Origin of the sequence: Microvirga guangxiensis (genome assembly GCF_900102135.1) — a bacterium.
Lineage (GTDB): Bacteria > Pseudomonadota > Alphaproteobacteria > Rhizobiales > Beijerinckiaceae > Microvirga > Microvirga guangxiensis.
On the sequence record NZ_FMVJ01000006.1, the window covers coordinates 44,721 to 70,389 of the forward strand.

The window sequence follows — 25,669 nt, forward strand, 5'->3', positions numbered from 1 at the left end:
CGGGATCACCCCATAAATAGACACAACTGCGCCGGAAGTCAGACCGGCCTAATGCAGAATTTTGCGAGTTGTTCGAGCTTTTCCTGGGCGAGGGCGGCTTTTGTCGCGATACACCACAGCTCGCGGGTTTCCTTCATCCGCAGGCAATAGACGCTGCGGAACTTCGAGGCCGCGCAGGCATCTCCGAGCGTCTTGGCGGTAAACCCCGTATGATGGGCCATGTACAGGTTCCCGTTCGCCATCGATGGGCGGAAGCCGTAGAGCATATCGAGAGCCGAAACCGGCCCCATGCCGCTGACATAGAGGGGGGTGTCGATCTCGCCTCTGGCGAGGGCTTGGCCGATGGTCTGCAGGTCGGGGCAGCGGATGATCGCGACGCCGTTGCTCTTGAGAACCCGGTGGAAGGCGCTCAGAGCGACAGGCACCTCATGCGGATACAGATGCTCGATGCTGTGGCTGGAATAGACGGCATCGAAACTGTCCGACTCGACTTTTGCCAGTTCGGGCAGCTTGTCGACGATGTCCGGCTTCACGCTCTTGTCGATGTCGAGCGAGATCTCCTCCCATTCAGGGCCCTGAAAGGCGCGAATGGTCTGGTGCTTGCGGTATCGGCCGGACCCGACATGAAGAAAACGAGGCATGCTGACCTGCCCCGCTCCGTGGTTCATCCGCAGGGCCTCCCTTGCGGTGCAAGGTAAAGCTCTGCGGACAATATAACAATATTATTCCGCGTCCCCGAGGCCGCCCGTCTTCAGGAAGTTTTCCAGCCAGTGAATGTCGTACTGGCCATTCTGAATATCGGGGTTGCGCACGAGGGTGCGGAAGAGCGGGAGCGTCGTATCCACGCCGTCCACCACGAACTCGTCGAGGGCGCGTCGCAGGCGCATGAGGCACTCGTTGCGGGTGCGGCCATGGACGATGAGCTTGCCGACGAGGGAATCGTAGTGAGGCGGGATGCGGTAGCCCTGATAGGCTGCCGAGTCGACGCGCACGCCGAGGCCGCCCGGCGGGTGGAAGTAGCTGATCGTGCCGGGCGAGGGGCGGAAGGTCGAGGGATGCTCGGCATTCACGCGGCACTCGATGGCATGGCCTTCGATCTTGATGTCTTCCTGCTTCACCGAGAGCGGATGCCCGGCGGCCACGCGGATCTGCTCGTTCACCAGATCGATGCCGGTGATCATCTCCGTGACCGGGTGCTCCACCTGGATGCGGGTGTTCATCTCGATGAAGTAGAACTCGCCGTCCTCGTAGAGGAACTCGATGGTGCCGGCGCCCGCATATTGCAGTTCCTGCATCGCCTTGGCCACGACGCCGCCGATGCGCTCGCGCATCTCGACGTTGAGGGCGGGCGAGGGGCCTTCTTCCCACACCTTCTGGTGACGGCGCTGGAGGGAGCAGTCGCGCTCGCCGAGATGGATCGCGCCGCCCTTGCCGTCGCCGAGAACCTGGATCTCAATGTGGCGCGGCTTCTCGAGGAATTTCTCGATATAGACCGCGTCGTCGCCGAAGGCGGCCTTCGCTTCGGTCTTGGCCGTGTGCAGCGCGTGGACGAGATCCTCCTCGTTGCGCGCAACCTTCATGCCGCGTCCGCCGCCGCCGGCGGCCGCCTTGATGATGACGGGGTAGCCGATGCTTTTCGCGACCTTCTTGGCCTCGTCCTCATCGGAAATGCCGCCCTCGGAGCCGGGCACGCAGGGAATGCCGAGCCGCTTGGCGGTGCGCTTCGCCTCGATCTTGTCGCCCATGATGCGGATGTGTTCCGCCTTGGGGCCGATGAAGGCGATGCGGTGATGCTCCAGCACCTCGGCGAAGCGGGCGTTCTCCGAGAGAAAGCCGTAGCCGGGATGGATGGCGTCCGCGCCGGTGATCTCGCAGGCGGCGATCAGGGCGGGGATGTTGAGATAGGAGTCGCGGGCCGCAGGCGGACCGATGCAGACGCTCTCGTCCGCAAGGCGCACATGCATGGCGTCCGCGTCGGCGGTGGAATGCACCGCGACGGTGGCAATCCCGAGCTCTTTCGCTGCGCGAAGAATACGCAGGGCGATCTCGCCTCGGTTTGCAATGAGGATCTTATCGAACATGTCGCGCCTTACTCGATGACGAGGAGGGGTTCGCCGTATTCAACAGGAGTTCCGTCTTCGACATAGATGGCGGTCACGGTGCCGGCGCGCGGGGCGACGATCTCGTTGAAGGTCTTCATGGCCTCGACGAGCAGCAGCTTGTCGCCGGCCTGAACCTTGGAGCCGATCTCCACGAAGGACTTCGCGTCCGGCGAGGGCTTGCGGTAGGCAGTGCCGACCATGGGCGACAGCACGGCGCCCGGGTTGGGAGACGCGGACTTCGCGGCCTCGGCGGCAGCCGGGGGCGGTGCCACGACCGGAGCCGGAGCGAGAGGCGCCGGAGCGGCTACCGTCACGGCTGCAGCCTGGATCGTGCGCGCCACGCGGATGCGAAGGTCGCCCTTCTCCACTTCGATCTCGCTGAGATTCGTATCGGCGATCAGGTTCGCCAGCTCCCGGACGAGATCGGGATCGAAAGGGTTGTCCTTGGCCATGGGGCTCACCTCTTGTTGTGAGGAACTAGTGCTGGGAAGGTTTCGCGACCCTGGCCCGCTCGACCATGACACGGTGAACCGCCTCAAGCCCGAGCAGATAGCTCATGGGGCCGAAACCGCAGATCACGCCGACTGACACGGGTGCAATAAGCGAGCGATGGCGAAAGCCTTCGCGAGCATGAACATTGGAAAGATGAATCTCGACCGTCGGGGCGCCGCTGCCGGAAATGGCATCGCGCAGAGCAATCGAGGTGTGGGTGTAAGCGCCGGCATTGATGACGATGCCCGCGCCTTGCGCTCCCGCTTCCTGAATCCAGTCGACCAGATGTCCTTCATGGTTGGACTGGCGGAATGTGATGGCCACTCCCAGGGCCTCGGCCTTCTCGCGCACGAGCTTCTCGACATCCGCCAGCGTGGTGCTGCCGTAAATCTGAGGCTCTCTGCGGCCGAGCAGGTTGAGGTTGGGTCCGTTGAGGATGTGGACGTTGATCATCACGAAAGGAGCGTTCCGGAAAGCCCCGTCAGGCGGAGCCAAGACGCCCTCTTAGCCAAAAGGCGAGCATGGGGGAAGGGGAAAAGCGGGACTTTCCCAAGGCTTTGGCTATGATTGCGTAAGGGAATGGGCGCAAAAAGCGCCTCGAAGACGGCGGTGCTTGAAGGAAAATCACCGGCGCAAGGCCGGTGATCGCATGGGGACGAAACCACCAGCCTTAGCTGCAATTCGCCTTGCCGCAGGAGCGGACGTTGCCGATCAGCTGCTTCAGGGGTTCGATGCCGACGGCTCCGGGGATGATCGCCTCGCCGATGACGAAAGCGGGCGTGCCGGTGAGGTTCAGCTTGTCGCCCAGCGCCATGTTTTCCTGCAAGGCGTTGCGGATCTCGGCGCTCTCGATGTCTTTCTGGAGCTTGGCCATGTCGAGGCCCATCTCCTTGGCCACCGCCGTGGCGCGCTCGCCGTTCACCCGGCCACGGGTTTCCATGACCTTCACGTGGTAATCGAAGAGCTTCTGGCCCTGCAGCTGGTTCTTCACCGCCAGAGCGACGCGGCTCGCCTCCACGGAATCGGGGCCGAGCACGGGGAAGTCCTTCAGCACGACGCGCAGCTTGGGGTCGCTCTTCACGAGGGTCTGGACGTCGGCCAGGGCCTTTTTGCAGTAGCCGCAATTATAGTCGAAGAACTCGACCAGGGTGATGTCGCCGGAGGCGTTGCCCGCCACGTAGGAATGCGGCGCGTTGAGAAGCGTCTGCTTGGTCTCCTGCACGGCGCTGGCTTGCGCGACCTGCTGAGCTTCCGCTTGGCGCTTCTCGAGTTCGCTGATGACCTCGGTCAGAACCTCGGGGTTCTTCAGGAGGTATTCCTTCACGACCTCGCCGATGGCCTGCTTCTGCTGCTCGTTGAAGACGGCATTCTGGGCGTGAGCCACAGGCGCGGCGGCGAGCACGCCGAACAGGGTCACGGCCTGGAGGGTTTTAAGAAGCGGGAAGCGCATATCCGATCCTTTGCGGAGCTTTCGGCATGATATCTGGCGTGAGTTAGCTGTTTGAGGAGTGCGGCGTCAAATCACGGCTTCGTTGCAAGGGCGTGGGGCGTCTTGGGCATGAAGCGTCTTGAGGCTGACTTCCCGGCGGGCTACGAGCTTATCCATGACAAAATCAATCGCCAATCAGAACCTGCCCGCCATCGCCCGCCGCATGGACCGGGTCTCGTCCTTCCTGGCCATGGATGTTTTGAGCGCCGCTGCGGCGAAAGAAAGGCGAGGGGACAACGTGATCCATATGGAGGTGGGCCAGCCCTCCGCGCCGGCTCCCCGCATAGCCCGCGAAGCCGCCAAGGCCGCCCTGGATCTCGGTCGAATCGGCTATACGGAGGCGCTCGGCATGTCGGCCCTGCGCGAGCGCATCGCCAGGCATTACCGCGATGCCTACGGCGTCTCCATCGCACCTGAGCGCGTCGTGGTGACGACGGGCTCCTCGGCAGGCTTCGTGCTTGCGTTCTTGAGTCTCTTCGATACGGGCCAGCGCGTGGCGATCACTGCGCCGGGCTATCCGGCCTACCGCAACATTCTCGAAGCGCTCGGCGTCGAACCCGTGACGATCCCGCTTGCCAAGGCGGATGGCTGGATCATGACGGCCAAAGCCATCGAGAAGGCACATGCTGAAAAGCCGCTCCACGGCATCCTCGCCATGAGCCCGGCAAACCCCTCCGGCACGATGATCGGCCGCAAGGCCCTGGCGGAACTCGGCGAAACCTGTCGCCGGTTGGGGTTGTGGTTCGTCTCGGATGAAATCTATCACGGGCTCACCTACGGCGAGGCGGCCTCCACGGCGCTCGAGTCGGACGACGATGCCGTCGTCATCAATTCTTTCTCCAAATATTACTGCATGACCGGCTGGCGCATCGGCTGGATCGTGGTGCCCGAGCGCCTCGTGCGGCCCATCGAGCGGCTGGCGCAGAATCTCTACATCTCGCCGCCCTATCTCTCTCAGGTCGCGGCGCTCGCGGCGTTCGACGCGACGGAGGAACTGGAGGCAGTGAAGGCGGGCTATGCGCGCAACCGCGCCTATCTGCTGGAAGAATTGCCCAAGGCCGGCATCACCGACATGCATCCGGTCGACGGCGCTTTCTACATCTATGCCGACATCGCCCGTTACACGAACGAATCCATCGGTTTCTGCAAGCGCATGCTGCAAGAGACCGGTGTGGCCGCAACGCCCGGTCTCGACTTCGATCCCATCGAAGGTTCGCATTACATGCGCCTGTCCTTCGCCGGTTCGGAAAACGATTGCCGCGAGACGGTGGAGCGGCTGAAGGGGTGGTTGAGGTAATTCGTTTCATTCACGGTCGACTGGAAACAACGCGCAGCACGTCATTGTCCACGACAAGAATGGGTCAAAGAAAAAGCCCGGCTTTCGCCGGGCTTTTTGCTTTTGGTTTTGTTAGCCGCCCAGGACAGACTTGGCCTTGGACCACCAGCCGGCGCGCTTCGGGCGCGCCGGGTCGGGTGGGGTGAGCACCACGGCGACCGGCTCCGGCTCGGGGATCACGGGGCGGGGCGCTTCCGCTACCGGCTCTTCGGCAGGCTGAGAAGCGGGCTTCGTCTCGATGCGGTCGTTCGATGCGGCCATCGGCTCCGGTGCAGGAGCGGGCTCGCTCACAGGCTCGTCCAGGGTGCTGACGGCTTCCGCGACGGCCTCGGTGGCAGCCACGAAGCCTTCCTCGGTCGCGAAGGTCTCAACGGCCTCGTCGCGGCCACGGCCACGGCCGCCCCGGCGGCCACGACGGCGGCGGCGGCGGTTGCGCTCTTCCGCGGATTCCGAGCCCTCGGCGGCTTCGCTGTCTTCACCGGCAGCCTCAGCTTCGGCGCCTTCGGGCTCGTCGCCCTCGGAGGCCTCGTCCTCGGAACCTTCCTCGCCCTGGGCAGCGCCCGCGATAGCGTCGCGATCGCGTCCACGGCGGCGACGGCGGCGGCGACGGCGACGGCCATTGCCTTCACCTTCCGCTTCGCCTTCCTCGGAGGCACGTACTTCCTCTTCGGTCTCGTCCTCGGCTTCGATCTCGATTTCCGGCTCGTCCTCTTCCACCACATCCACAGGCGCGATGGCGTCGATCTGGATACCGGTGGCAGCGGACTTGTGCTCGAGGCGAAGGGCAGGCTCGCCCCGGTCGATGGCGTAGTTGGTGGTGCCGGTGAGCGTATCGTCCGCCACGATGGAGATCATCACGCCGAAGCGGGTCTCCAGCTCGCGAAGGTGGATGCGCTTCTGGTTGAGAATGTAGAAGGCCGCCTCCATCCGCGTGCGGACGATGAGATTGTAGCCGGCATTCTTGATGAGGGTTTCCTCGATCGAACGCAGCACGTGCAGCGCAACGGACGGCGTCGAGCGGACGACGCCCGTGCCGGCGCAATGCGGGCAGGGGACGGAGGAGGATTCGAGCACGCCCGTGCGGATGCGCTGGCGCGACATTTCGAGAAGCCCGAAGGGCGAGATGCGGCCGACCTGGATGCGAGCGCGGTCGTTCTTCAGGCACTCGTTCAGCTTCTTCTCGACGGCGCGGTTGTTGCGCTTCTCTTCCATGTCGATGAAGTCGATCACCACGAGGCCGGCAAGGTCGCGCAGGCGAAGCTGGCGCGCGACTTCCTCGGCCGCTTCGAGGTTCGTGCGAAGTGCCGTGTCCTCGATGTTGTGCTCGCGGGTCGAACGTCCCGAGTTCACGTCGATGGAAACCAGCGCTTCCGTCGGATTGATCACGAGATAGCCGCCGGATTTCAGCGTCACGACGTTGGAGAACATGGCGTCGAGCTGGGCTTCGACGCCGTATTTCGCAAAGAGCGGCTGCGGCTCGCGGTAGGGCTGGACGATCTTGGCATGGCTCGGCATGAGCATGCGCATAAAGTCCTTGGCCTCGCGGTAGCCTTCCTCGCCCGACACCATGATGTCGTCGATCTCCTTGTTGTAGAGATCGCGGATGGCGCGCTTGATGAGTGAGCCTTCCTCATAGACGAGCGCGGGAGCGGCCGAGTTGAGGGTGAGCTCGCGCACGCTCTCCCAGAGGCGCATCAGGTATTCGTAGTCGCGCTTGATTTCCGGCTTGGTGCGCGAGGCGCCCGCCGTGCGCAGGATGATGCCCATTCCCTCGGGCACCTCCAGCTCCTGAGCGATTTCCTTCAGGCGCTTGCGGTCGGCAGCATTCGTGATCTTGCGCGAGATGCCGCCGCCACGGCCCGTATTGGGCATGAGCACCGAATAACGTCCGGCCAGCGACAGGTAGGTGGTGAGAGCAGCGCCCTTGTTGCCGCGCTCTTCCTTGACGACCTGAACCAGCAGGATCTGGCGGCGCTTGATGACTTCCTGAATCTTGTACTGCTTGCGCGGGGTGCGGCGCTGGGGAAGGTCCTCTAGAGCGTCGCCGCCGCCGAGCTGCTCGACGTGGTCCTCGTCTTCGCTCTCGGAATCCTCGTCGTCGCCTTCCTCGTCGTCGCCGTCTTCGTCCTCATCGCTCTCGGACTCGTCGCCTTCGGCGGCGTCCGTGGTCTCGACGGTCTGCTCGGTGGCTTCCTCGGCGGGGGCGGCGGCAGCCTCCACAGGCTCGGAGCTCTCGGATGCCTCGACAGCTTCGCCGGAGGCAGCCTCGAAATCGCCGCCAGCGGCGATCAGGTCGATGGTCTCTTCCGTACCTTCTGCCGGAGCCGGAGCGTCGGCGCCTTCCTCGGCGACGGCTTCAACGCCTGCTTCCGCCTCGGTGGAGACGACGGTTTCGTCCTTCGGCCCGCGGCGCTGGGAGGAGCGGCGGCGACGGCTGCGGCGGCGCTCTTCCTCGCGCTCTTCCTCGGCCTGTGCCTCGGCTTCGGCTTCGAGCAGGGCCTGACGGTCGGCGACCGGGATCTGGTAGTAATCGGGATGGATTTCGCTGAAGGCGAGGAAGCCGTGGCGGTTTCCGCCGTACTCAACGAAGGCCGCTTGAAGCGACGGCTCTACGCGGGTGACTTTCGCGAGATAGATGTTCCCGCGCAACTGCTTCCGGTTAGCGGATTCGAAGTCGAATTCTTCGACCTTCTGACCACGTACCACCACAACCCGGGTTTCTTCCGGGTGGGAGGCATCGATGAGCATCTTGTTTGCCATGTTGAACTCTCGACATGGCGATCGAGGGCAGGACCTGAGGCAGAAGCCGCATTGAAGGCGGGTGACCGCGCCGCCAGAGAGGGCGGCGGGCTGGAATTGCGTTCGGATTGCTGTCGATCGCCATCGTGCGCCTCAGAGGGGCGCATTCTGGGTTGAAACGAAACGGCTTTGAGCCGGATGAGGTGAGGGAAGGGCGTGCGCGAGAAGAAACGCGCGCTTCGAACGGTGCCGCGACGAGAGTCAGTGCTGACTTCGTGTGTGCAACCATTCAAGACGGCCCTTTCTAGGAATCGATGGTGCGGATGAAATCCGGCCATCGGCAAAAAAGCGGCGATCTGTATCGCCCACTGACCCTCCCAGGCGCCTGTCGAGGGTGACGGGATCCGTGAGGACCGGTCAACACAACCATCTCCTCAGGTCCACCGTCAGATTCGGCCATGCCGGGCGGGGTCATTGATCATTACAGAGCGAAAGGGGCATTTGGCAAGATGCTGAACTCTGTGTCGTTAATGCAACAGAGTCTCGATATTGAGCTTTTTGGGGTGAAGCTTCGTTAACCAAAGGCCGCTTATTGAGATAGGAAGGAGCCCCGAAACTCCCAGCTTCACCATGAGAATCAACCCGTTCCTATGCCTGATCTGCGCAGGACTCCTGGCGATACTCGTCGCCCTGGGAGGAGGTTCGGCGTGGGCGAACGGGGATGTGGGTAAGGCCGGTGCCGCCATCATTGCGGCCGACGTCTCCGTCGAGGTCGACGGGCCCAGGACACGATTCAGGATTGCGCTCTCCAAGCCCGTCACGGCTCAGGCCTCGCTCATGGAGCGGCCCGACCGGCTGATCATCGACCTGCCCGAGGTCGCCTTCCACCTGCCGCCGGAATCGGGGCGGCAGAAGGCGGGCCTGATCTCTTCTTATCGCTATGGCCTGTTCGCTCCCGGCCGCTCCCGCGTGGTGATGGACCTGGCCCAGCCGGCGACCGTTTCCGGGATGACGGTCGATGCCAATGCCGCAGGCGGAACGGCTCTCCTGACCATCGAGCTTACCCGCACCGAGCGCGACGAGTTCCGCCGGGCCGCGGCTGACAGCGCCGCAAAAGCGGCCAAAACCGCAGCCGTTGAGCCAGCCCCGTCCGTCAAGGACGCCCGTCCGGTCATCGTGATCGATCCCGGGCATGGCGGCATCGACCCGGGCGCCAATTCGACGAACGGCGTGTTCGAGAAGGATCTTGTCCTGTCCTTTGCCCAGAAGCTGCAGAAGGCTCTGGAGGCGAGCGGGCGCTACAAGGTTCTCATGACCCGGGACAAGGACGTGTTCATCTCCCTGGGGGACCGGGTCCGTACTGCCCGGAACGCGCAAGCGGACCTGTTCATCTCCATCCATGCGGATTCGATTTCAGGTGGGCAGGAGGTTCGGGGACTGACCGTTTATACGGGAGCGGAGAGGGCCTCCGACGCCGACTCGGCTCGGCTCGCAGAGCGCGAGAACAAGGCGGATGCCGTGGCCGGCGTCGAGAGCGCCGACATGCCGGATGACGTGTCCGACATCCTCGTCGATCTCACCTTGCGGGAGACCCGCAGTTTCTCTCACAGTTTCGCGACCCGTCTCGTGGACCAGTTCGACGCCATCGCCCGGCTGAACAAGAACCCGCATCGGCAGGCTCGTTTCCAGGTGTTGCGGGCTCATGACGTGCCCTCCGTCCTGCTGGAGCTGGGCTACCTTTCGAGCAAGCGGGATCTCGACCTGCTGATGTCCGAGGAATGGCGGGCCAAGATGGTGGACGCCATGAGCGTGGCCGTGGACCGATTCTTCGCGACACGCTTCGCCCGCCAGGGGGCTGCCGCAGTTTTACCATAGATAGAGTGTGGATAGCCGTAGCGGGGGCGCGATTCCTCGGTTAACAGAGCGGGGTGGCTTGAGCCCGGTTTCTGTTCCGGCAGGAGGGGGCGTTCGGGGTTTGCACAAACAGGTGCCTGCAAGGCACTGACAATGGAATATCTTCGGATGCGTTTTGTCCTACGATTCTTCGGCTTCCTGTTCAGCGTGGGGGCGATCTTCTTTCTGATCGGCGCCGTCGGGCTGGCCTATGGATTCTGGTTCTTCTCCAAGGATCTGCCGGATCACGCGCAGCTCGCCAATTACGAGCCGCCGGTCATGACCCGTGTTCACGCCTCCGACGGCAGCCTGATCGCGGAATATGCCCGCGAGCGGCGCCTTTACGTGCCGATCCAGGCCATCCCCAAGCTTGTGAAGGCCGCTTTCCTCTCCGCCGAGGACAAGAATTTCTACAAGCATCCCGGCATCGATCCCGAGGGTGTCATTCGCGCGATCGTCGTCAACGTCAAATCGGGCGGCAAGCGTGAGCAGGGCGCGTCCACCATCACGCAGCAGGTCGCCAAGAACTTCCTGGTCGGCAACGAGCGCAGCTATGAGCGCAAGATCCGCGAGGCGCTGATTGCGCTGCGCATGGAATCGACCTTCTCGAAGGACAAGATCCTCGAACTCTATCTCAACGAGATCTATCTCGGCCTCGGCAATTACGGCGTCGCCGCCTCGGCCTTGAACTATTTCGGCAAATCTCTGCACGAACTCGATGTCGCGGAAGTGGCCTATCTCGCGGCCCTCCCGAAGGCCCCGAACAACTATCACCCGTTCCGTCAGCCCCAGGCTGCCATCGATCGCCGCAACTGGGTCATCGGCCGCATGGTCGAGAATGGCTACATCACGGCGGAGCAGGCCGAGGCGGCCAAAAAGCAGCCGCTCAACGTCACGCCGCGCGTCGTGTCGCCCAACAGCATCGCATCCGGCTATTTCGCCGAAGGCGTGCGCCGCGACATCGCCGAGCGCTACGGCGAGGAGAAGCTCTACGAGGGCGGCCTTCTGATCCGCTCCACCCTCGATCCCAAGATGCAGGCCATGGCCCGCAAGTCGTTGGTCGATGGCTTGGTGCGCTTCGACGAAGCCCGCGGCTGGCGCGGCGCTCAGGCCAAGCTCGATCTGGCCGGTCGCGAATGGGGTCTGGCCCTCGCCGAGGTCCCCTCCATGGGCGATGTCCAGCCCTGGCGTCTGGCCGTCGTGCTCGAGGTCGCCGGCGGGCGCGCCCGCATCGGCCTTCAGCCGAAAAAGGAATCCTCCGGCCAACTCTCGCGGGATCGTGAGACGGGCACCATCGGCGCCGACGGCGTGAAATGGACCCGTCGCTCGGTCGAGAAGGCCGTGTCGGTCGGCGATGTGATCTATGTGGAGCCCATCGATGGCAAGGAGGGCCAGTACCGTATCCGCCAGGTGCCCGAGATTTCCGGCGCCATCGTCGCCATGGATCCCCAGACGGGCCGCGTTCATGCGATGGTCGGCGGCTTCTCCTTCGACCAGAGCGAGTTCAACCGCGCGACGCAGGCGATGCGTCAGCCGGGCTCCTCGTTCAAGCCTCTCGTGTACGCGACGGCTCTCGACAACGGCTACACGCCCTCGTCGCAGATCATGGACTCGGCCTTCGTTCTCGACATGGGTCCGGGCCAGGCCGCATGGGCCCCCTCGAACTATGACGGCAAGGCCGCGGGCCTGCGCACTCTTCGCTACGGCATCGAGCACTCGAAGAACCTCATGACGGTGCGTCTCTCGAACGAGATCGGCATGCCGGTGGTTGCCGAGTATGCCCGCCGTTTCGGCGTCTACGACGACATGCTCCCGCTGCTCTCCATGTCGCTCGGCGCAGGCGAGACGACGGTGATGCGCATGACGGCGGCCTATTCCATGTTCGCGAATGGCGGCCGCCGCATCAAGCCGACGCTGATCGACCAGATTCAGGACCGCACGGGCCGCACGATCTACCGTCACGACGACCGCAAATGCGATGCCTGCGATGCACAGGCATGGGACGGCGGCGCCGCGCCCAAGCTCACGGACAGCCGCGAGCAGGTGCTCGATCCGCTCACCGCCTACCAGATCACCTCGATCCTCGAAGGCGTGGTCCAGCGCGGCACGGCTCAGTCGGTGAAGGCCGTCGGCAAGCCGCTCGCCGGCAAGACCGGCACCACCAACGACGCGAAGGACGTGTGGTTCGTGGGCTTCTCACCCGATCTCGCGGTGGGCGTCTTCCTCGGCTACGACCAGCCGAAGTCCCTCGGCAACGCGGCGACCGCCGGTCAGTACGCCGCGCCCGTGTTCCGCGACTTCATGCAGATGGCGCTGAAGGACAAGCCCGCCACACCGTTCCGCGTGCCCGCCGGCATCAAGCTGATCCGCGTCAATGCCTCCACCGGCACCCGCGTGGCAGGCGAGGGCGGCGGCACGATCCTGGAAGCCTTCAAGCCCGGCCAGTCGCCTCCGGAATATTACGCTCCCCAGGAGGAAGAGGTCCCGCAGGCAGAATACTCGCCGGCTCCTCCGGAGATGATGCCGCGCAGGGCCGTGGGGGCAAGCCCAGGCGGATTGTACTGATCCTCTCCACACCCCATATGATAAGCGCTTCCTGAAAAGCGCGAACACAATGATCATCGCTGCAGCCGCTCTCGGTCTGCCGCGATGATCGGTTTCGCGGGAAGGCTCCTTTACACGATGGAGCACGACGCTTAAGACGCCACAAACCCAAGGCACGGACAGCAAGACAACATGCGCGCCGAAATCGAACACCTCGTAGAAGAGACCAAGCAGTCAGTCGGGCTGCTGAGGAGGCATCTTTGACTGGGATAATGCCCAGCGCCGCCTCGCCGAACTGAACGCCAACGCGGAAGATCCGAACCTCTGGAACGATGCGGATGCCGCGCAGAAGATCATGCGCGAGCGCACGACTCTCGAAGAGCAGATTACCTCCATCAAGCGCATGGAGCAGGAACTCGATGACGCCATCACGCTGATCGAACTCGGCGAGATGGAGGAGGACGAGAGCACCATCAAGGAAGGTGAGGAGGCGATCCGCGCCCTTCAGGAAGAGGCTGCCCGCCGTCAGGTCGAGACGCTCCTCTCCGGCGAAGCCGACGCCAACGACACCTATATCGAAGTGCATTCGGGCGCCGGCGGCACGGAAAGCCAGGATTGGGCCTCCATGCTCCAGCGCATGTACGCCCGCTGGGCCGAGCGCCGGAAGTACAAGGTCGAGCTTCTCGAAATGACCGACGGCGAAGAGGCCGGCATCAAGAGCGCCACGCTCCTGATCAAGGGCCACAACGCCTATGGCTGGCTCAAGACCGAGTCCGGCGTGCATCGCCTCGTGCGCATCTCGCCCTACGACTCGAACGCGCGCCGCCACACGAGCTTCGCCTCGGTGTGGGTCTATCCGGTGGTGGATGACCGCATCAACATCGAGATCAAGGAATCGGACTGCCGCATCGACACGTTCCGCTCCTCGGGCGCGGGCGGCCAGCACGTGAACACCACGGACTCGGCGGTGCGTATCACGCATATTCCGAGCGGCATCGTCGTGGCCTGTCAGCAGGAGCGTTCGCAGCACAAGAACCGCGCGACCGCCTGGAACATGCTGCGCGCCCGCCTCTATGAGGCCGAGCTGAAGAAGCGCGAGGAGAAGGCGAACGCCGAGGCCGCTGCCAAAACCGATATCGGCTGGGGCCACCAGATCCGCTCCTACGTGCTGCAGCCCTACCAGCTTGTGAAGGACCTGCGCACGGGCACCCAATCCCAGAGCCCGCAGGATGTACTCGACGGAGATCTCGACCCGTTCATGGAAGCCTCCCTCGCCCAGCGCGTCTACGGCGGCGGCGGGGATGTCGAGGATATCGATTAAGTGAAAAGGCCCACTCGATTGAGTGGGCCTTTTTATTGGAGCGCCGAACTCAGACGACGAGAATGTCGTTGGCGTAAATCGTCATAGCTCCCGCGAATTTCACGAAGCGTACGGCTGCCAAGGGGCCAGTGCCGTCGGGGTCGTAAGCGAGAGAGCGGTCATCACCGTTGAAGATGATCCGGTCGTTGGCATCCGCCGCGCCGGTCCCTTCCACGAAAGCATCGTTGCTCAAGCTGCCTTTCGCGAGAGTGCTGAAGATGGTTGCGGACAGGATGATCAGGTCATCGGAATCATCGAAGTCCATGATCAGGTCAATGTCGTCGACGCCATTGAACCAGGTATCGAAAACGAACCGATCCTTGCCTTCGCCTCCCTTCAGGGTGTCGCTTCCTGCGCCTCCGTTCAGCACATCGTCGTTGTCGTAGAAGCGGTATCCGATGACGCTGCCGTCGTCGCCGACTAAGCTGTCGTTTCCGGCTCCGCCCTGCAGAGTGTCGTTGCCGTCACCGCCTTGCAGGATATCGTTGTCGAACTCTCCGTACAGGATGTCGTCGCCGCGTCCGCCGTCGAGGACATCATTGCCGAAATCCCCATACAGGATGTCATCGTCGTAGCCGCCGCTGAGGGCGTCGTTGCCTGCGCCTCCGTAAAGCGTATCCTCATCGAAGCCGCCCCTAAGGACATCATTGCCGACGTCACCATAAAGAATGTCGGAGCCGTCGCTGCCGCTCAGGAAGTCGTCGCCAGTCTCTCCATAGAGAACGTCGTCGCCGTCGAAGCCGTAGATGGTGTCGTTGCCATGGCCGCCTTTGATGAGATCCTTGACGGCGACGCCGTGGATCACATCCGCCTTGCTCTTGCCGATCTGGGTCAGGGTTTGCGTGGCCTTGCTCCAGCTCCACTTCGCGACCTGTTTTCCATCTTGCGACGGGTTGCCGTAGAGGGCTCGGATTGCCTGGACGTCCAACGCGCCGAGGCCGACCGGCTGCATATCGATCTCGCCACCCGTGTAGCTCATCACGGTCTGGTTCACGTGATCCAGATCCGACCTCAACAATTTCTTGTTGTAAGGCATCTTGTGAAAGGGATGCTTGAGGCCGAGCGCATGGCCGATCTCATGGAGGAGTACGTAGAGCTTGAACGAGTGATGCTGTGAAAACTCGGTGCGATACCGGGCGTTCAAGTAGATATTGCCACCATCGAAGTCTCGGACGACGCCCTCGCCGGACGTGTCGCGGCTGAGCTTCGGGAATTCCGCCCGGGCGCTGTGGTCTCCCCATTCCCAGCTCCACTGAAACTTCAGCTCGGCCTCTCGCCCTTTGACCTCGATGAACCGGATGCCGCAGGCGTCACCCCACATCTTTAGGGCTTTGCGCGCCATACCTTTGTCGGCATTGCCGAACTTCATAGAGCCCCAGTTCAGGGTGTTGAAGGTATAGGTGAGGAATACCGGCTTCTTATTGACCTTGAGAGTCGGAAGCGAGTTCCAGCTCTGGCCTGAAATGATGGCTTTATAATCCGGCATGTGCGGCTTGGCTCTGAAGGATGAATGTGAGCCAAGCTCTATATTGTTATATCGTTTTATGCAACCAGCGCGCGAACTGGTTCATCGTCAGCGCAGAGCCTGTACGGCCTCCAACACTTCCTCGATGTGGCCCGGCACCTTCACCTTGTTCCAGATCCTGGCGATCCTGCCTTCACGGTCGATGAGAACCGTGGTGCGTTCGACGCCCATGTATTTGCGGCCATACATGCTTTTCTCGACCCAGACTCCATAAGCCTCCAGCATGCTTTTAGCTTCGTCGGAGGCGAGGGGGAATTCGAGGCCGTACTTGGCGCGGAACTTGTCGTGGCTCTTCATCGGATCTGGGGAGACGCCGATGATCTCCGTATCGGCAGCTTCGAAATCCTTGCGGGATTCCTGGAAATTCTTGGCCTCCAAGGTGCAGCCGCTCGTGTCGTCCTTGGGGTAGAAATAGAGCACGACCTTTCTGCCCCTAAGGCTCTCCAGGGAGAGGTTCTTCCCGCCCGTGACGGGGAGGGAGAAGTCGGGAGCTGGCATTCCGGGCAATAGAGACATTATTCGCCTTCCTTTTGGCGGATTATCCTGTTTGGAAACCTCTTGTGTGCACGACGGATAAGAAGGCGGTCGCGGGAGGCTGCCAGGGCGGTTATGGTCCCTCACTGATTCCCTCGCTGCAGCAAAAGCACAAGAACCTGGTTGCACAACATCACAAGAATGAAGCTGACGCTCCGTACCACGTTGTCCCGGCAAGAACCGGCTAAGCGAAGCCTTTTGAGCCGGATTATCCGTGGTACGCTCTATGTGAAGCTCGGGCTCGTCGTCTTCATTGTTGTCGTTGCTGGTCTTTTCTACTTGCGCCTGTCCGCGGGCCCCATGAGCTTCGGCCGTCTGCCGGAGCGGGTGGCGGAGGCCCTGGCTTCCCGGATCGGCCCTGGCTGGAACGTGGCGCTTCGTAATACGGCCATCGAGCTGCATGAGGGCATACCGGCCCTGAGGGCCAACGGGCTCGACATTCGCGGGCCGGGCGGCGAGCTCGTCGTTCGCGCTCCTTACGCCCTCGTCAGCGTGGATTTCCTGTCGCTGCTCACGGCCAATCTCCAGCCGAAAGCCATTCGGGTGAGGGACCTGCAGATGCGGGTCCTCGTCAATCGCGACGGCTCGCTCACATTCTCGCCGGTGCCGGCCGTGGAGGAGGGGCAGAGCGGCGATGCTCCTGCTCCGGAGCCTGCTCCGTCCAAGGAAGCGGCTGCCTCGCTCGCGGTCAGCACCGATGGCCCCTCTCGCGTGTCCGGAGCCGTCGGCTCCCTCTTCGAGCTGATCGTCGGTCCGCGCAGTGTCCTCAATTCTCTGGGGCGGGCCCAGCTTACCAATGCCAAGCTCGTCTTCATCGACGCCGATCATCGCGAGCGAGCCCGCTTCGACCGGCTCGACGCCACCTTCGATTGGGACGATGGCGGCCGGCATTTCTCCGCCACCGTGGAAGGCCCGCAAGGCCCATGGCAGCTCAGCGGCGATGTGCGAGCCAACGGCAACGGCGCTTACCGCGCGGCTGTCGTAGCCGATGCCGCGCCGATCCAGGACATCATGCTGCTCGGCGGCATGTCGGATCTTCCTGCCGCCACCGATCTCGAATTCTCTGGCCGCTTCGATGTGGCCTATGCGGAGGGCCGCGTAACCGAGCTGAAGACGCGCCTCGACAGCAATACGGGCTTCATCCAGATCGAGGACAAGGATACCTCCCCCTTGCCGGTGGATCGCGCCACGATCGTGGCCGAATGGGACGAGGCGGAGAAAACCCTCAACCTGCCGACCCTTGAGCTGAAGGGAGGCGAGACGCAGGTCAGGCTTCACGGCACCCTAGCCGTGCCGGTAGGGCAGGAGCCCTGGCGTCTCTTGTTGAGCGGCCGGGATATCGTGTGGGCGGGAGCCGCCCCTGGGGACGCGCCGCTTCAGGTTTCGCACATGGAGGCAGACCTCTCCGGTCCCGAGGGCGTTTCCATCAACAGCATCAGGCTGGTCGGCCCCGACCTGAACGCGGAAATCAAGGGAGCTCTAGCGGCTCCCGCCGATCCAAAGGGGCTGAAGTTCGATGTGACAGCCTCGAAGAGCAATGTCCGCTCCGCGCTCCGGGTCTGGCCCGAAGGCGTCGCGCCGCCGGTTCGCCGCTTCCTCGTGGCAAACCTGAAGAGCGGCATCCTCGATGACTTCAGGCTCAAGGTCGCCATGGCGGGATCCGATGTGGAGAAGGCCATCTCCGGCGGGCCCATTCCCGATGAATCCGTCAAGATCGACTTCGTGATTTCGCAAGGCGTTCTTCAAGCCGCCGAAGGTCTGCCTCCCATCTCCAGGATGGATGTGACCGGCCAGGTGACCGGCAAGAGAGTGACACTGCGCGCGCCGACCGGCCATGTGGACATGGCCGGCAATTACAGCCTCAACGCGTCCGAAGGCACGTTCGCCCTCGACGATTACTGGGACGACAACGCCCTGGCGCGCATCGACTTCCGCCTCTTTGGCGGAGCCGATGGCGTCGGGGCCATGCTGCAGCAACCTCTGGTCAAGCAGATTGCCGGTTTCGACGTCGATCCGGCAACGATGAAGGGCAAGGCTGACCTGCGGGTCGGGATCGGGCTTGCGGTCAACGACATTCCGGCCTTCGCCGATCTGCCGCTCAAGGTCAGCGGTACGCTGAACGAACTGATCGTCGACAAGGTTTTCGGCAAGGAGAAGCTCGAAGGGGGCAATCTCACGATCGCATATGATCGCGGCGATCTGTCGATCAAAGGCGATGGCAAGATCAGCGGCGGGCCCGCCTCCATCGACGTGCAGAAGAACCGCGAGGGCGGGCAGGCGAATGTCGCCTTTGTCCTCGACGAGGCAGCGCGCAGCAAGCGAGGGCTGTCCTTCGGCTCGCAGCTGACGGGCAGCATCGCGCTCAAGGCCAGCGTGCCCTTGGGCAAGCCGGATGCTACGGGCATCGCCATCGAGGCCGACTTGGCGAAGGCAAGCATCGACCAACTCATTCCCGGCTGGTCCAAGCCGGCGGGCAGGGCAGGCAAGCTCACCTTCACCATGATCGAAGGCTCCGAGACCGAAATCCGGGACCTACAACTCGACAGCAGCGCCGTGCAACTGCGCGGAACGGCCCTTCTATCCAAGGATGGCGATCTCGCGAAGGCTGAGCTTTCGACCTTTAAGCTCTCGCCGGGCGACGACATGCGCGCGCAGCTCGAACAATCCGGCGGCACCTACAAGGTCACCATCCGCGGCAATGTGGGCGATGCGCGTCCCTTCCTGAAAAGTCTCAACTCGCAAGGATCCTCACGGAACGGATCGGCCAGGGAAACGAAGGATTTCGATCTCGATCTGAACCTCAACATTCTCACCGGCTACAACAACGAGGCGATCACGAACGCTGTCATCAAGGCATCCATGCGCAAGGAGGTCTTGCGCCAGCTCGAGATGAAGGGGCGTCTTGGCGCGACGAACGTTGCCGCCCGCACCGATGCCCAGGGCCGGAACGGCTCCATGATCATCGTTCAGGCGGAGGATGCGGGGGCGCTTCTGCGGTTCACCGATGTGTACAGGCGCATGGTGGGCGGCGACCTCATCATCAACATGGCGACCGGAGACGGGGGGCAGCCGGGCATGATGCTGCTGCGCTCCTTCACCCTGGTGAACGAGCCGGCCTTGCGCCGCATCATCCCGACACAGACTCAAGTGGTAGCAGGCCAGGACAGCGCCGGTAATCCGCAGATGATGCGGGTGGATGTGAACGAGATCTCGTTTGCCCGGGCCCGTATGGAGTTCACGCGCACGTCGGGCCGTCTCGATTTCAAGGATGCGGCAATCTACGGCAACCAGATCGGCTTCACCCTCGGCGGCACCATCGACTACGCCCGCGACCGGATGGATATTTCGGGCACTTTCGTCCCCGCCTATGGGCTGAACAACGCCTTCGCCAAGGTGCCCTTGTTCGGGCCTCTCCTCGGGGGCGGTCAGTATGAAGGGCTTTTCGCCGTCAATTTCCGCGCCGCGGGACAGATGAGCGCGCCGACCCTGACGGTCAATCCGCTCTCTGCCGTCGCCCCGGGCTTCCTGCGCAAGCTCTTTGGCGTGGGGGTGGAGACACAGACCGACACGGTGCCTGTGGCTCCGGAGCGATAGCGGTTAAACCGCTCGCAGAAGCACGTGCTTCTTCTTGCCGAAGGACAGCTTGATCACGCCTTCGCTCGTCAGGTCCGACATGGTGAGGGATGCGCGCTCGTCGGAGACAGTCTGATCGTTCACCTTCAGGCCGCCGCTTTTCACCTGGCGCCGCGCCTCGCTCGATGAGGGAACGAGCTTCGCGTAGTCAGGGCCAAAGGCCGTCAGAACGCCGAGGCCTTCCTTCAGGATGCTCGATGCAATCTCGATGGTCGGAAGGCTTTCGGCCAGCGTGCCTTGCTCGAAGGTCTTCTGTGCCGTCTCTGCCGCGAGCTCCGCTGCCTCACGGCCATGGAGCAGGGCGGTGGCCTCGGTCGCCAGCACCTTCTTCGCCTCGTTGATCTCGGCCCCCTGGAGCGCTGCCAGCTTGGCGATCTCGTCCATGGGCAGGATCGTGAACAGCTTGAGGAAACGCGGAACGTCCGCATCCTCGGTGTTGCGCCAGAACTGCCAGTAATCGTAGGGGCTCAGCATGTCGGCGTTGAGCCACACGGCGCCGGAGGCGGTCTTGCCCATCTTCGCACCCGAAGCGGTGGTCAGAAGCGGGCAGGTGACGGCATAAAGCTGCGGCGTGCCGAGGCGGCGGCCGAGATCGATGCCGTTGACGATGTTGCCCCACTGATCCGAGCCGCCCATCTGCAGCACGCAGCCATAGCGCTTGTTGAGCTCCACGAAGTCGTAGGCCTGGAGAATCATGTAGTTGAATTCCAGGAACGACAGCTCGTGCTCGCGCTCGAGGCGCAGCTTCACGCTGTCGAAGGACAGCATGCGGTTGACCGAGAAGTGGCGGCCCACATCGCGCAGGAACTCGATGTAGTTGAGCTTGGTCAGCCACTCGGCGTTGTCCACCATCATGGCATCAGCCTTGCCCTCGCCGAAGCTGATGAAGCGCGAGAACACCGTCCTGATGCTCTCCTTGTTGGCCTCGATCTGCTCGACCGTGAGGAGCTTGCGGCTCTCGTCCTTGCCCGAAGGGTCGCCGACCCGGGTCGTGCCGCCGCCCATGAGCGTGATCGGCTTGCCGGCTCCGGTCTTCTGGAGCCAGTGCAGCATCATGATCGAAAGCAGGTGGCCCACATGGAGCGACGGGCCCGTGCAGTCATAGCCGACATAGGTCGTCAGCCGATTCTCAAGGGCAGCCGCATCCACGCCCTCGAAATCGGAGGTCTGGTGAATGAAGCCCCGCTCGGTGAGCACCTTCAGGAATTCGGATCGTGGCGCGTTCATCGCGGCTCTCGTCTGGCTGGAAAGGGATTTTAGGGCGCTCTTCTAGCAGGTTGTAGGCAGGATTCCATCCCAACTAGGCCATTCAGCCTATTGTTAAGCTTTGAACATTATGCATTATAACGTTACCGAAATTCTAAGATAGGAGTTCTCTCATGTGCTATTCTTGCCTTGCCAGCCAAGAGGGATCGTCTTGGGCTTCTTTCCCTCATGGCATGGATAAGGGCGGACGTGGCCGTCTCTCCGAGGAACGCGAAGCGTACGCGTTGAAACCCCAATTCTCCGGAGAAAGCCCTTCGCTCAAAGGGGATGAAAAATGGGCGACCTTGGCGCAAGGCTCCGGCTTCCTTGATTTCGGTTCTATCTTTTCTTCCGCTTACGATTGGCTCAACGATAATATCTCAGGGGTGCCGATAGGCGTCTTCTCGGCTGCAGCTGCCGGGCTCCCCAATGTGCCGATTTTTGGCACGAAATATTATGCTCCGACCCACATCGATTGGAATGTGCTGGCACTTTTCTCGGGATCTCAGTGGGCTTCGAGTACGATTACCTATGGCTTTCCGGATTCCCGCTGGGACTATGAATGGATCAATCCGAGCGCGGAAGGATACAAGCCGCTTTCCTCTGAAACGGAGCAGGCCTACCACTCCATTTTCCGCGGGGCTGGAAATGGGATCAACATCACTTCCCTGAACTCGTTCACGAATGCTTCGTTCGTCTATGCAGGCCGGGGTGAGGCAAATATCAAGCTAAGCGCATTTAATCCAAATAGCACGATCAACCGTAGTCACGGCTTCTATCCTGGCGTTCCGGTTTACGGTGGTGATGTCTGGATCGAGAACGGGGACAAGGCACCGGTCGTCGGCAGCTATCAGCACTACCTTCTCCTGCATGAAATGGGGCACGGCCTTGGGCTCAAGCATCCTCATGACCGTGGAGGCAATCTGCCGAAAATGAGCTCTACATATGACAGGACCGAATACACGGTCATGTCATATAATGTTCACGCCTATCCTCAGACATTCATGATGTACGACATCGCTGCTCTGCAGGAGATGTACGGCGCTAATTTCAGAACCAATAGCGGGAATACCGTCTACACATGGGATCCGCACACTGGTCAGACCTATCTCAACGGCATTGGCCAAGGTCGTCCCGGCGCGAATAGGATCTTCCTGACGATTTGGGATGGTGGCGGTAACGACACCTACGACTTCTCAAACTATGGCTCGCACATGACCATAGATCTGAGTCCGGGCGCTTATTCGCTCTTCTCGGAAGCCCAGAGGGCTACGGGTGCGAAGGGTAATGTTTACAACGCGCTGCAGTTCAGAGGCGACTCCCGTTCTCTGATTGAGAATGCCATCGGCGGCGCCGGAAATGACCGAATAACGGGCAACTCTGCCAATAACAGACTGGTCGGCCACAACGGCAACGATACGCTTTCTGGCGGCTCCGGGGTCGATGACCTGACCGGGGGCAACGGCGACGATGTGCTCTCGGGCGGCAACGATCAGGACTGGCTCTACGGCGAGGGCGGCAACGATCGCCTGAATGGTGATGCCGGTAATGACTATCTTTATGGCCATGACGGAAACGATACCATCTATGGCGGCGCAGGGGACGATATCGCCGATGGTGGCGAAGGTCATGACTACGTCTATGGTAATGAAGGCGACGATAAGCTCTATGGCCGCATCGGCAACGACGTGCTGGATGGCGGCGCAGGCAATGATTACTTGGACGGAGACGTTGGCGACGACGTGCTTCAAGGCCGGGAGGGCAATGACACGCTCTATGGAGTCTGGGGCAACGATACGCTCAGCGGAGGACACGGGAACGATATCCTTGATGGTGGTGAGGGTAATGACCGCCTTCACGGTGAAGATGGCGACGACAAGCTCTATGGCCGCGCTGGCAACGATGTGCTGGATGGCGGCTTAGGCAATGACTACCTGGACGGGGATGTCGGCGACGACGTGCTCTTTGGTAACAATGGTGACGACATTCTCTACGGTGTCTGGGGCAACGACACGCTGTATGGAGGCAACGGCATTGATAACCTAATCGGCGGCCAAGGAGACGACCTGCTTATCGGTGGAGCCGAACAGGATTGGCTATACGGTGAGGGCGAAAATGATCGTCTCTTCGGTGACGAAGGAAACGATTACCTGTTCGGTGGCATGGGTAACGATACGCTCATCGGCGGCTCTGGTGTGGATTACCTGTATGGCGGCGCCGGAAATGACTACCTCGATATGAATGAGGGACCGGGCGCTGGCGCAGACTGGCTTTTCGGAGAAGACGGCGACGATATCCTGATCGGAGACGGGATCGGCAGCAAGCTGACCGGCGGCTGGGGCCGGGATACCTACCACATCCGCCCTTGGGCCAAGACCACTATCACCGACTTTGCCGCCGGTCCGGACCTGTATGAGCAGATCATCCTCTATAAGAGCGTCTTCACGAACTTCACGTCGCTATATGCCTGGGCTTACCAGGCAGGCAACGATGTCGTGATCGCCAAGGGGGACTTCAGTCTCACGCTGAGCAACCTCAGGAAAGAGGTTCTGGCGGAGAACGACTTCCTCTTCATCTGAGCCCGCACAGGCGGAAGGTCAAACAAAAGGCCGGTCATTTGACCGGCCTTTTTCGTGCTCATATCGAGGCTTGCTCAGGCCTCTTGCTCAGTCGCGCCCAGGCGCTTGTCGAGGTACTCGTCTACGGCCACCATCAGCTCGTCGACACGGCCGTCGAAGAAATGGTTGGCGCCCTCGACGACGGCGTGCTCGAGCTTCACGCCCTTTTGCGTCTTCACCTTCTCGATGACGCTGACCACGTCCTTCACAGGAGCTACGCGATCCTCGGAGCCGTGGACGAACAGGCCCGAGGACGGGCAGGGGGCGAGGAACGAGAAGTCGTAGCGGTTCGCCATGGCGGCAATCGAGATGAAACCTTCGATCTCCGGGCGGCGCATGAGGAGCTGCATGCCGATCCAGGCGCCGAAGGACACGCCGGCGATCCAGCAGGCGCGGGCATCCGGGTTCATGGCCTGGGCCCAGTCGAGGGCCGCCGCGGCATCCGACAATTCGCCCTGACCGTGATCGAATGCGCCCTGGCTGCGGCCGACGCCACGGAAGTTGAAGCGGAGCACCGAGAAGCCACGCTTCACGAAATCATAATACAGGTTATAGACGATCTGGTTGTTCATCGTCCCGCCGAATTGCGGGTGCGGATGAAGGATGATGGCGATGGGAGCACCCTTCTCCTTGGCAGGCTGATAACGGCCTTCGATGCGGCCGGCAGGCCCCGTGAAGATGACTTCAGGCATATACGCGAACCTCTTGCTCGCCTCTCTGTGAAGAGAGGGAAACCCCTGTGCGACCTTGACTCTCGGTCGTGGGTTCCCTTAAGAAGGAAACCATTAGAACTCTTCTAAAGTGTTACAATGTTTCGATAAATTCCGAGGGCTAGGACCTTCGGAGGAAACATGGGCACACGTGGTTGCGGTGCTTTAGCACGGCAACAGGGGTGACTTGCAAGAATTTCGTGAGGCTTGAGACGGAGAGCCATGGCAATCGGCCAGCGCACATATCTTGACCACAACGCCACGTCGCCTGTGCGGCCCCAAGTGGCGGAGACGGTCCTGCGCGTGCTTCAGATGCCTGGCAACGCTTCCTCCGTCCATAGTGAGGGCAGGGCAGCACGGGGCGAGATGGAGGCCGCGCGCCTGTCCGTCGCCAAGCTGGTCGGCGCTCGGCCCAAGAACGTGATCTTCACAAGCGGCGGCACGGAAGCAGCAAATCTCGTTCTCACGCCATCTTTCAAGCGGTTGGGACAGGCAGGGCCGGCAAAGCTCTTCATCGGCGCCACCGAGCATCCCTGCATTCTCAACGGTCATCGCTTTTCGCCGGAGGCAGTCGAGATCATCCCGGCCGATGAGCGGGGGATCCTTGATCTCGCCTGGCTCAAGGCCCACCTGAAGCAGACGGGCGATACGCGGGTTCTGGTCTCCGTCCAGCTTGCCAACAATGAGACCGGTGTGATCCAGCCCTTGGCAGAGATCGCCAGTCTGGTTCACGAGCATGGCGGCCTCGTCCACACCGATGCGGTGCAGGCGGCGGGCCGGGTTCCGGTCGATATCGTCACCCTCGGGGTCGATGCGCTGACACTGTCTGCTCACAAGCTCGGCGGCCCGAAAGGGGCAGGGGCTCTGGTGCTCGCCTCCGACCAGTACGAGATCGGCGATAAGTTGATCCGGGGCGGCGGGCAGGAAAAGAATTACCGGGCCGGCACAGAGAACGTGGCGGCCATTGCAGGTTTCGGCACGGCTGCCGAGCTCGCCCTGGAGGGGCTGGAGCAGGAGGCCGCCCGAGTGCAGCTTTTACGCGACGAAGCCGAGGCGCATGTGCGCCGGATCGCGCCGGACGCTCTTGTTGTGGGTGCTGGCGCTGAGCGGTTGCCTAATACCTTGGCCTTTGCCATACCCGGCCTCAAGGCCGAGACGGCATTGATCGCGTTCGATCTTGCGGGCATTGCCCTGTCCTCCGGTTCGGCTTGCTCGTCCGGGAAGGTCAAGCGTTCGCATGTGCTCGATGCCATGGGCGTCGAGCCAGCCCTCGCCGAGGGCGTTTTGCGTGTGAGTTTGGGGTGGTCGACCACGAAAGAGTGCGTGATCCGCTTTGCGGAGGCGTGCGAAAGGGTGGTGGGCACCTTATATAAGCGGAAGGCGAGCGCGGCTTAAAAGCCCCGCCAGTTTTCCATGTCATATCAACCCGCGGTCCTTGACGCCGTGAGT

General features: G+C 62.2%; 17 protein-coding genes. 7 read left to right on the forward strand and 10 right to left on the reverse strand.

The annotated features are described in order from the left end of the window. Positions 1-38: 38 nt before the first annotated feature. The 5 genes from BLP10_RS11200 to BLP10_RS11220 all read right to left on the reverse strand — a co-directional run bounded on the left by BLP10_RS11200 (position 39) and on the right by BLP10_RS11220 (position 4,044). Positions 39-641 (reverse strand): class I SAM-dependent methyltransferase, encoded by a 603-nt coding sequence (locus BLP10_RS11200; RefSeq protein ID WP_091135031.1) that lies wholly within the window; start codon positions 639-641, stop codon positions 39-41. Between the two features lie 81 nt (positions 642-722). Further along, positions 723-2,081: an acetyl-CoA carboxylase biotin carboxylase subunit gene (gene accC, locus BLP10_RS11205; protein ID WP_091134425.1), complete on the reverse strand. Its 1,359-nt coding sequence runs from the start codon at positions 2,079-2,081 to the stop codon at positions 723-725. Positions 2,082-2,089: 8 nt separating this feature from the next. Further along, complete coding sequence (accB, locus tag BLP10_RS11210) at positions 2,090-2,554, reverse strand: acetyl-CoA carboxylase biotin carboxyl carrier protein (RefSeq protein WP_091134427.1); 465 nt, start codon at positions 2,552-2,554, stop codon at positions 2,090-2,092. A 25-nt stretch (positions 2,555-2,579) separates the two neighbouring features. Then, the gene (gene aroQ / locus BLP10_RS11215) at positions 2,580-3,047 is read right to left on the reverse strand and encodes a type II 3-dehydroquinate dehydratase (RefSeq protein ID WP_091134430.1); all 468 of its coding nucleotides are present in this window, start codon (positions 3,045-3,047) and stop codon (positions 2,580-2,582) included. A 217-nt stretch (positions 3,048-3,264) separates the two neighbouring features. Beyond that, positions 3,265-4,044 carry a DsbA family protein gene (locus BLP10_RS11220; RefSeq protein ID WP_091134432.1) on the reverse strand — a complete coding sequence of 260 codons (780 nt, stop codon included), beginning with the start codon at positions 4,042-4,044 and terminating at the stop codon, positions 3,265-3,267. Positions 4,045-4,198: 154 nt separating this feature from the next. Here BLP10_RS11220 and BLP10_RS11225 point away from each other — a divergent pair, with 154 nt between their 5' ends. Further along, positions 4,199-5,380 (forward strand): pyridoxal phosphate-dependent aminotransferase, encoded by a 1,182-nt coding sequence (locus BLP10_RS11225; RefSeq protein WP_175493886.1) that lies wholly within the window; start codon positions 4,199-4,201, stop codon positions 5,378-5,380. A gap of 111 nt (positions 5,381-5,491) precedes the next feature. Here BLP10_RS11225 and BLP10_RS11230 read toward each other — a convergent pair whose 3' ends face one another. Next, positions 5,492-8,179 (reverse strand): Rne/Rng family ribonuclease, encoded by a 2,688-nt coding sequence (locus BLP10_RS11230; RefSeq protein ID WP_091134434.1) that lies wholly within the window; start codon positions 8,177-8,179, stop codon positions 5,492-5,494. Between the two features lie 609 nt (positions 8,180-8,788). Between BLP10_RS11230 and BLP10_RS11235 the strand changes: the two genes are divergently transcribed. From BLP10_RS11235 to prfB, 3 genes are all read left to right on the forward strand, one after another. Continuing rightward, positions 8,789-10,033, forward strand: a complete 1,245-nt coding sequence (locus BLP10_RS11235; protein ID WP_091134436.1) for an N-acetylmuramoyl-L-alanine amidase — start codon at positions 8,789-8,791, stop codon at positions 10,031-10,033. Positions 10,034-10,180: 147 nt separating this feature from the next. Next, a complete protein-coding gene (locus tag BLP10_RS11240) occupies positions 10,181-12,616 on the forward strand; it encodes a penicillin-binding protein 1A (RefSeq protein ID WP_091135035.1) in 2,436 nt (811 codons plus the stop codon). A gap of 171 nt (positions 12,617-12,787) precedes the next feature. Continuing rightward, positions 12,788-13,916, forward strand: a protein-coding gene (prfB, locus tag BLP10_RS11245) for a peptide chain release factor 2 (protein ID WP_139165474.1) whose coding sequence is annotated in 2 segments (ribosomal slippage) — positions 12,788-12,856 and positions 12,858-13,916 — 1,128 coding nt in all. Because the reading frame shifts where the segments join, the coding sequence is not laid out codon by codon here. A 49-nt stretch (positions 13,917-13,965) separates the two neighbouring features. Here the strand turns inward: prfB and BLP10_RS11250 are convergent. Together BLP10_RS11250 and BLP10_RS11255 are read right to left on the reverse strand one after the other, a co-directional pair. Beyond that, a complete protein-coding gene (locus tag BLP10_RS11250) occupies positions 13,966-15,441 on the reverse strand; it encodes a matrixin family metalloprotease (RefSeq protein ID WP_091134438.1) in 1,476 nt (491 codons plus the stop codon). A gap of 87 nt (positions 15,442-15,528) precedes the next feature. Further along, on the reverse strand, positions 15,529-15,996 hold the full coding sequence (locus BLP10_RS11255; protein ID WP_091134440.1) for a peroxiredoxin: 468 nt from the start codon (positions 15,994-15,996) through the stop codon (positions 15,529-15,531). 216 nt (positions 15,997-16,212) lie between these two features. Between BLP10_RS11255 and BLP10_RS11260 the strand changes: the two genes are divergently transcribed. Beyond that, entirely contained in the window at positions 16,213-19,608 is a 3,396-nt protein-coding gene (locus BLP10_RS11260; protein WP_139165476.1) for a YhdP family protein, read from the forward strand. A gap of 3 nt (positions 19,609-19,611) precedes the next feature. On the opposite strand, the gene tyrS is transcribed toward BLP10_RS11260, so the two are convergent. Next, complete coding sequence (tyrS, locus tag BLP10_RS11265; protein WP_091134445.1) at positions 19,612-20,874, reverse strand: tyrosine--tRNA ligase; 1,263 nt, start codon at positions 20,872-20,874, stop codon at positions 19,612-19,614. 152 nt (positions 20,875-21,026) lie between these two features. On the opposite strand from tyrS, the gene BLP10_RS11270 reads away from it, so the two are divergent. Next, positions 21,027-23,471, forward strand: a complete 2,445-nt coding sequence (locus BLP10_RS11270; protein ID WP_091134447.1) for a M10 family metallopeptidase — start codon at positions 21,027-21,029, stop codon at positions 23,469-23,471. Positions 23,472-23,545: 74 nt separating this feature from the next. On the opposite strand, the gene BLP10_RS11275 is transcribed toward BLP10_RS11270, so the two are convergent. Beyond that, entirely contained in the window at positions 23,546-24,202 is a 657-nt protein-coding gene (locus BLP10_RS11275) for an alpha/beta hydrolase (protein ID WP_091134449.1), read from the reverse strand. 240 nt (positions 24,203-24,442) lie between these two features. Between BLP10_RS11275 and BLP10_RS11280 the strand changes: the two genes are divergently transcribed. Then, complete coding sequence (locus tag BLP10_RS11280; RefSeq protein WP_091134451.1) at positions 24,443-25,615, forward strand: cysteine desulfurase family protein; 1,173 nt, start codon at positions 24,443-24,445, stop codon at positions 25,613-25,615. Positions 25,616-25,669: the final 54 nt, after the last annotated feature.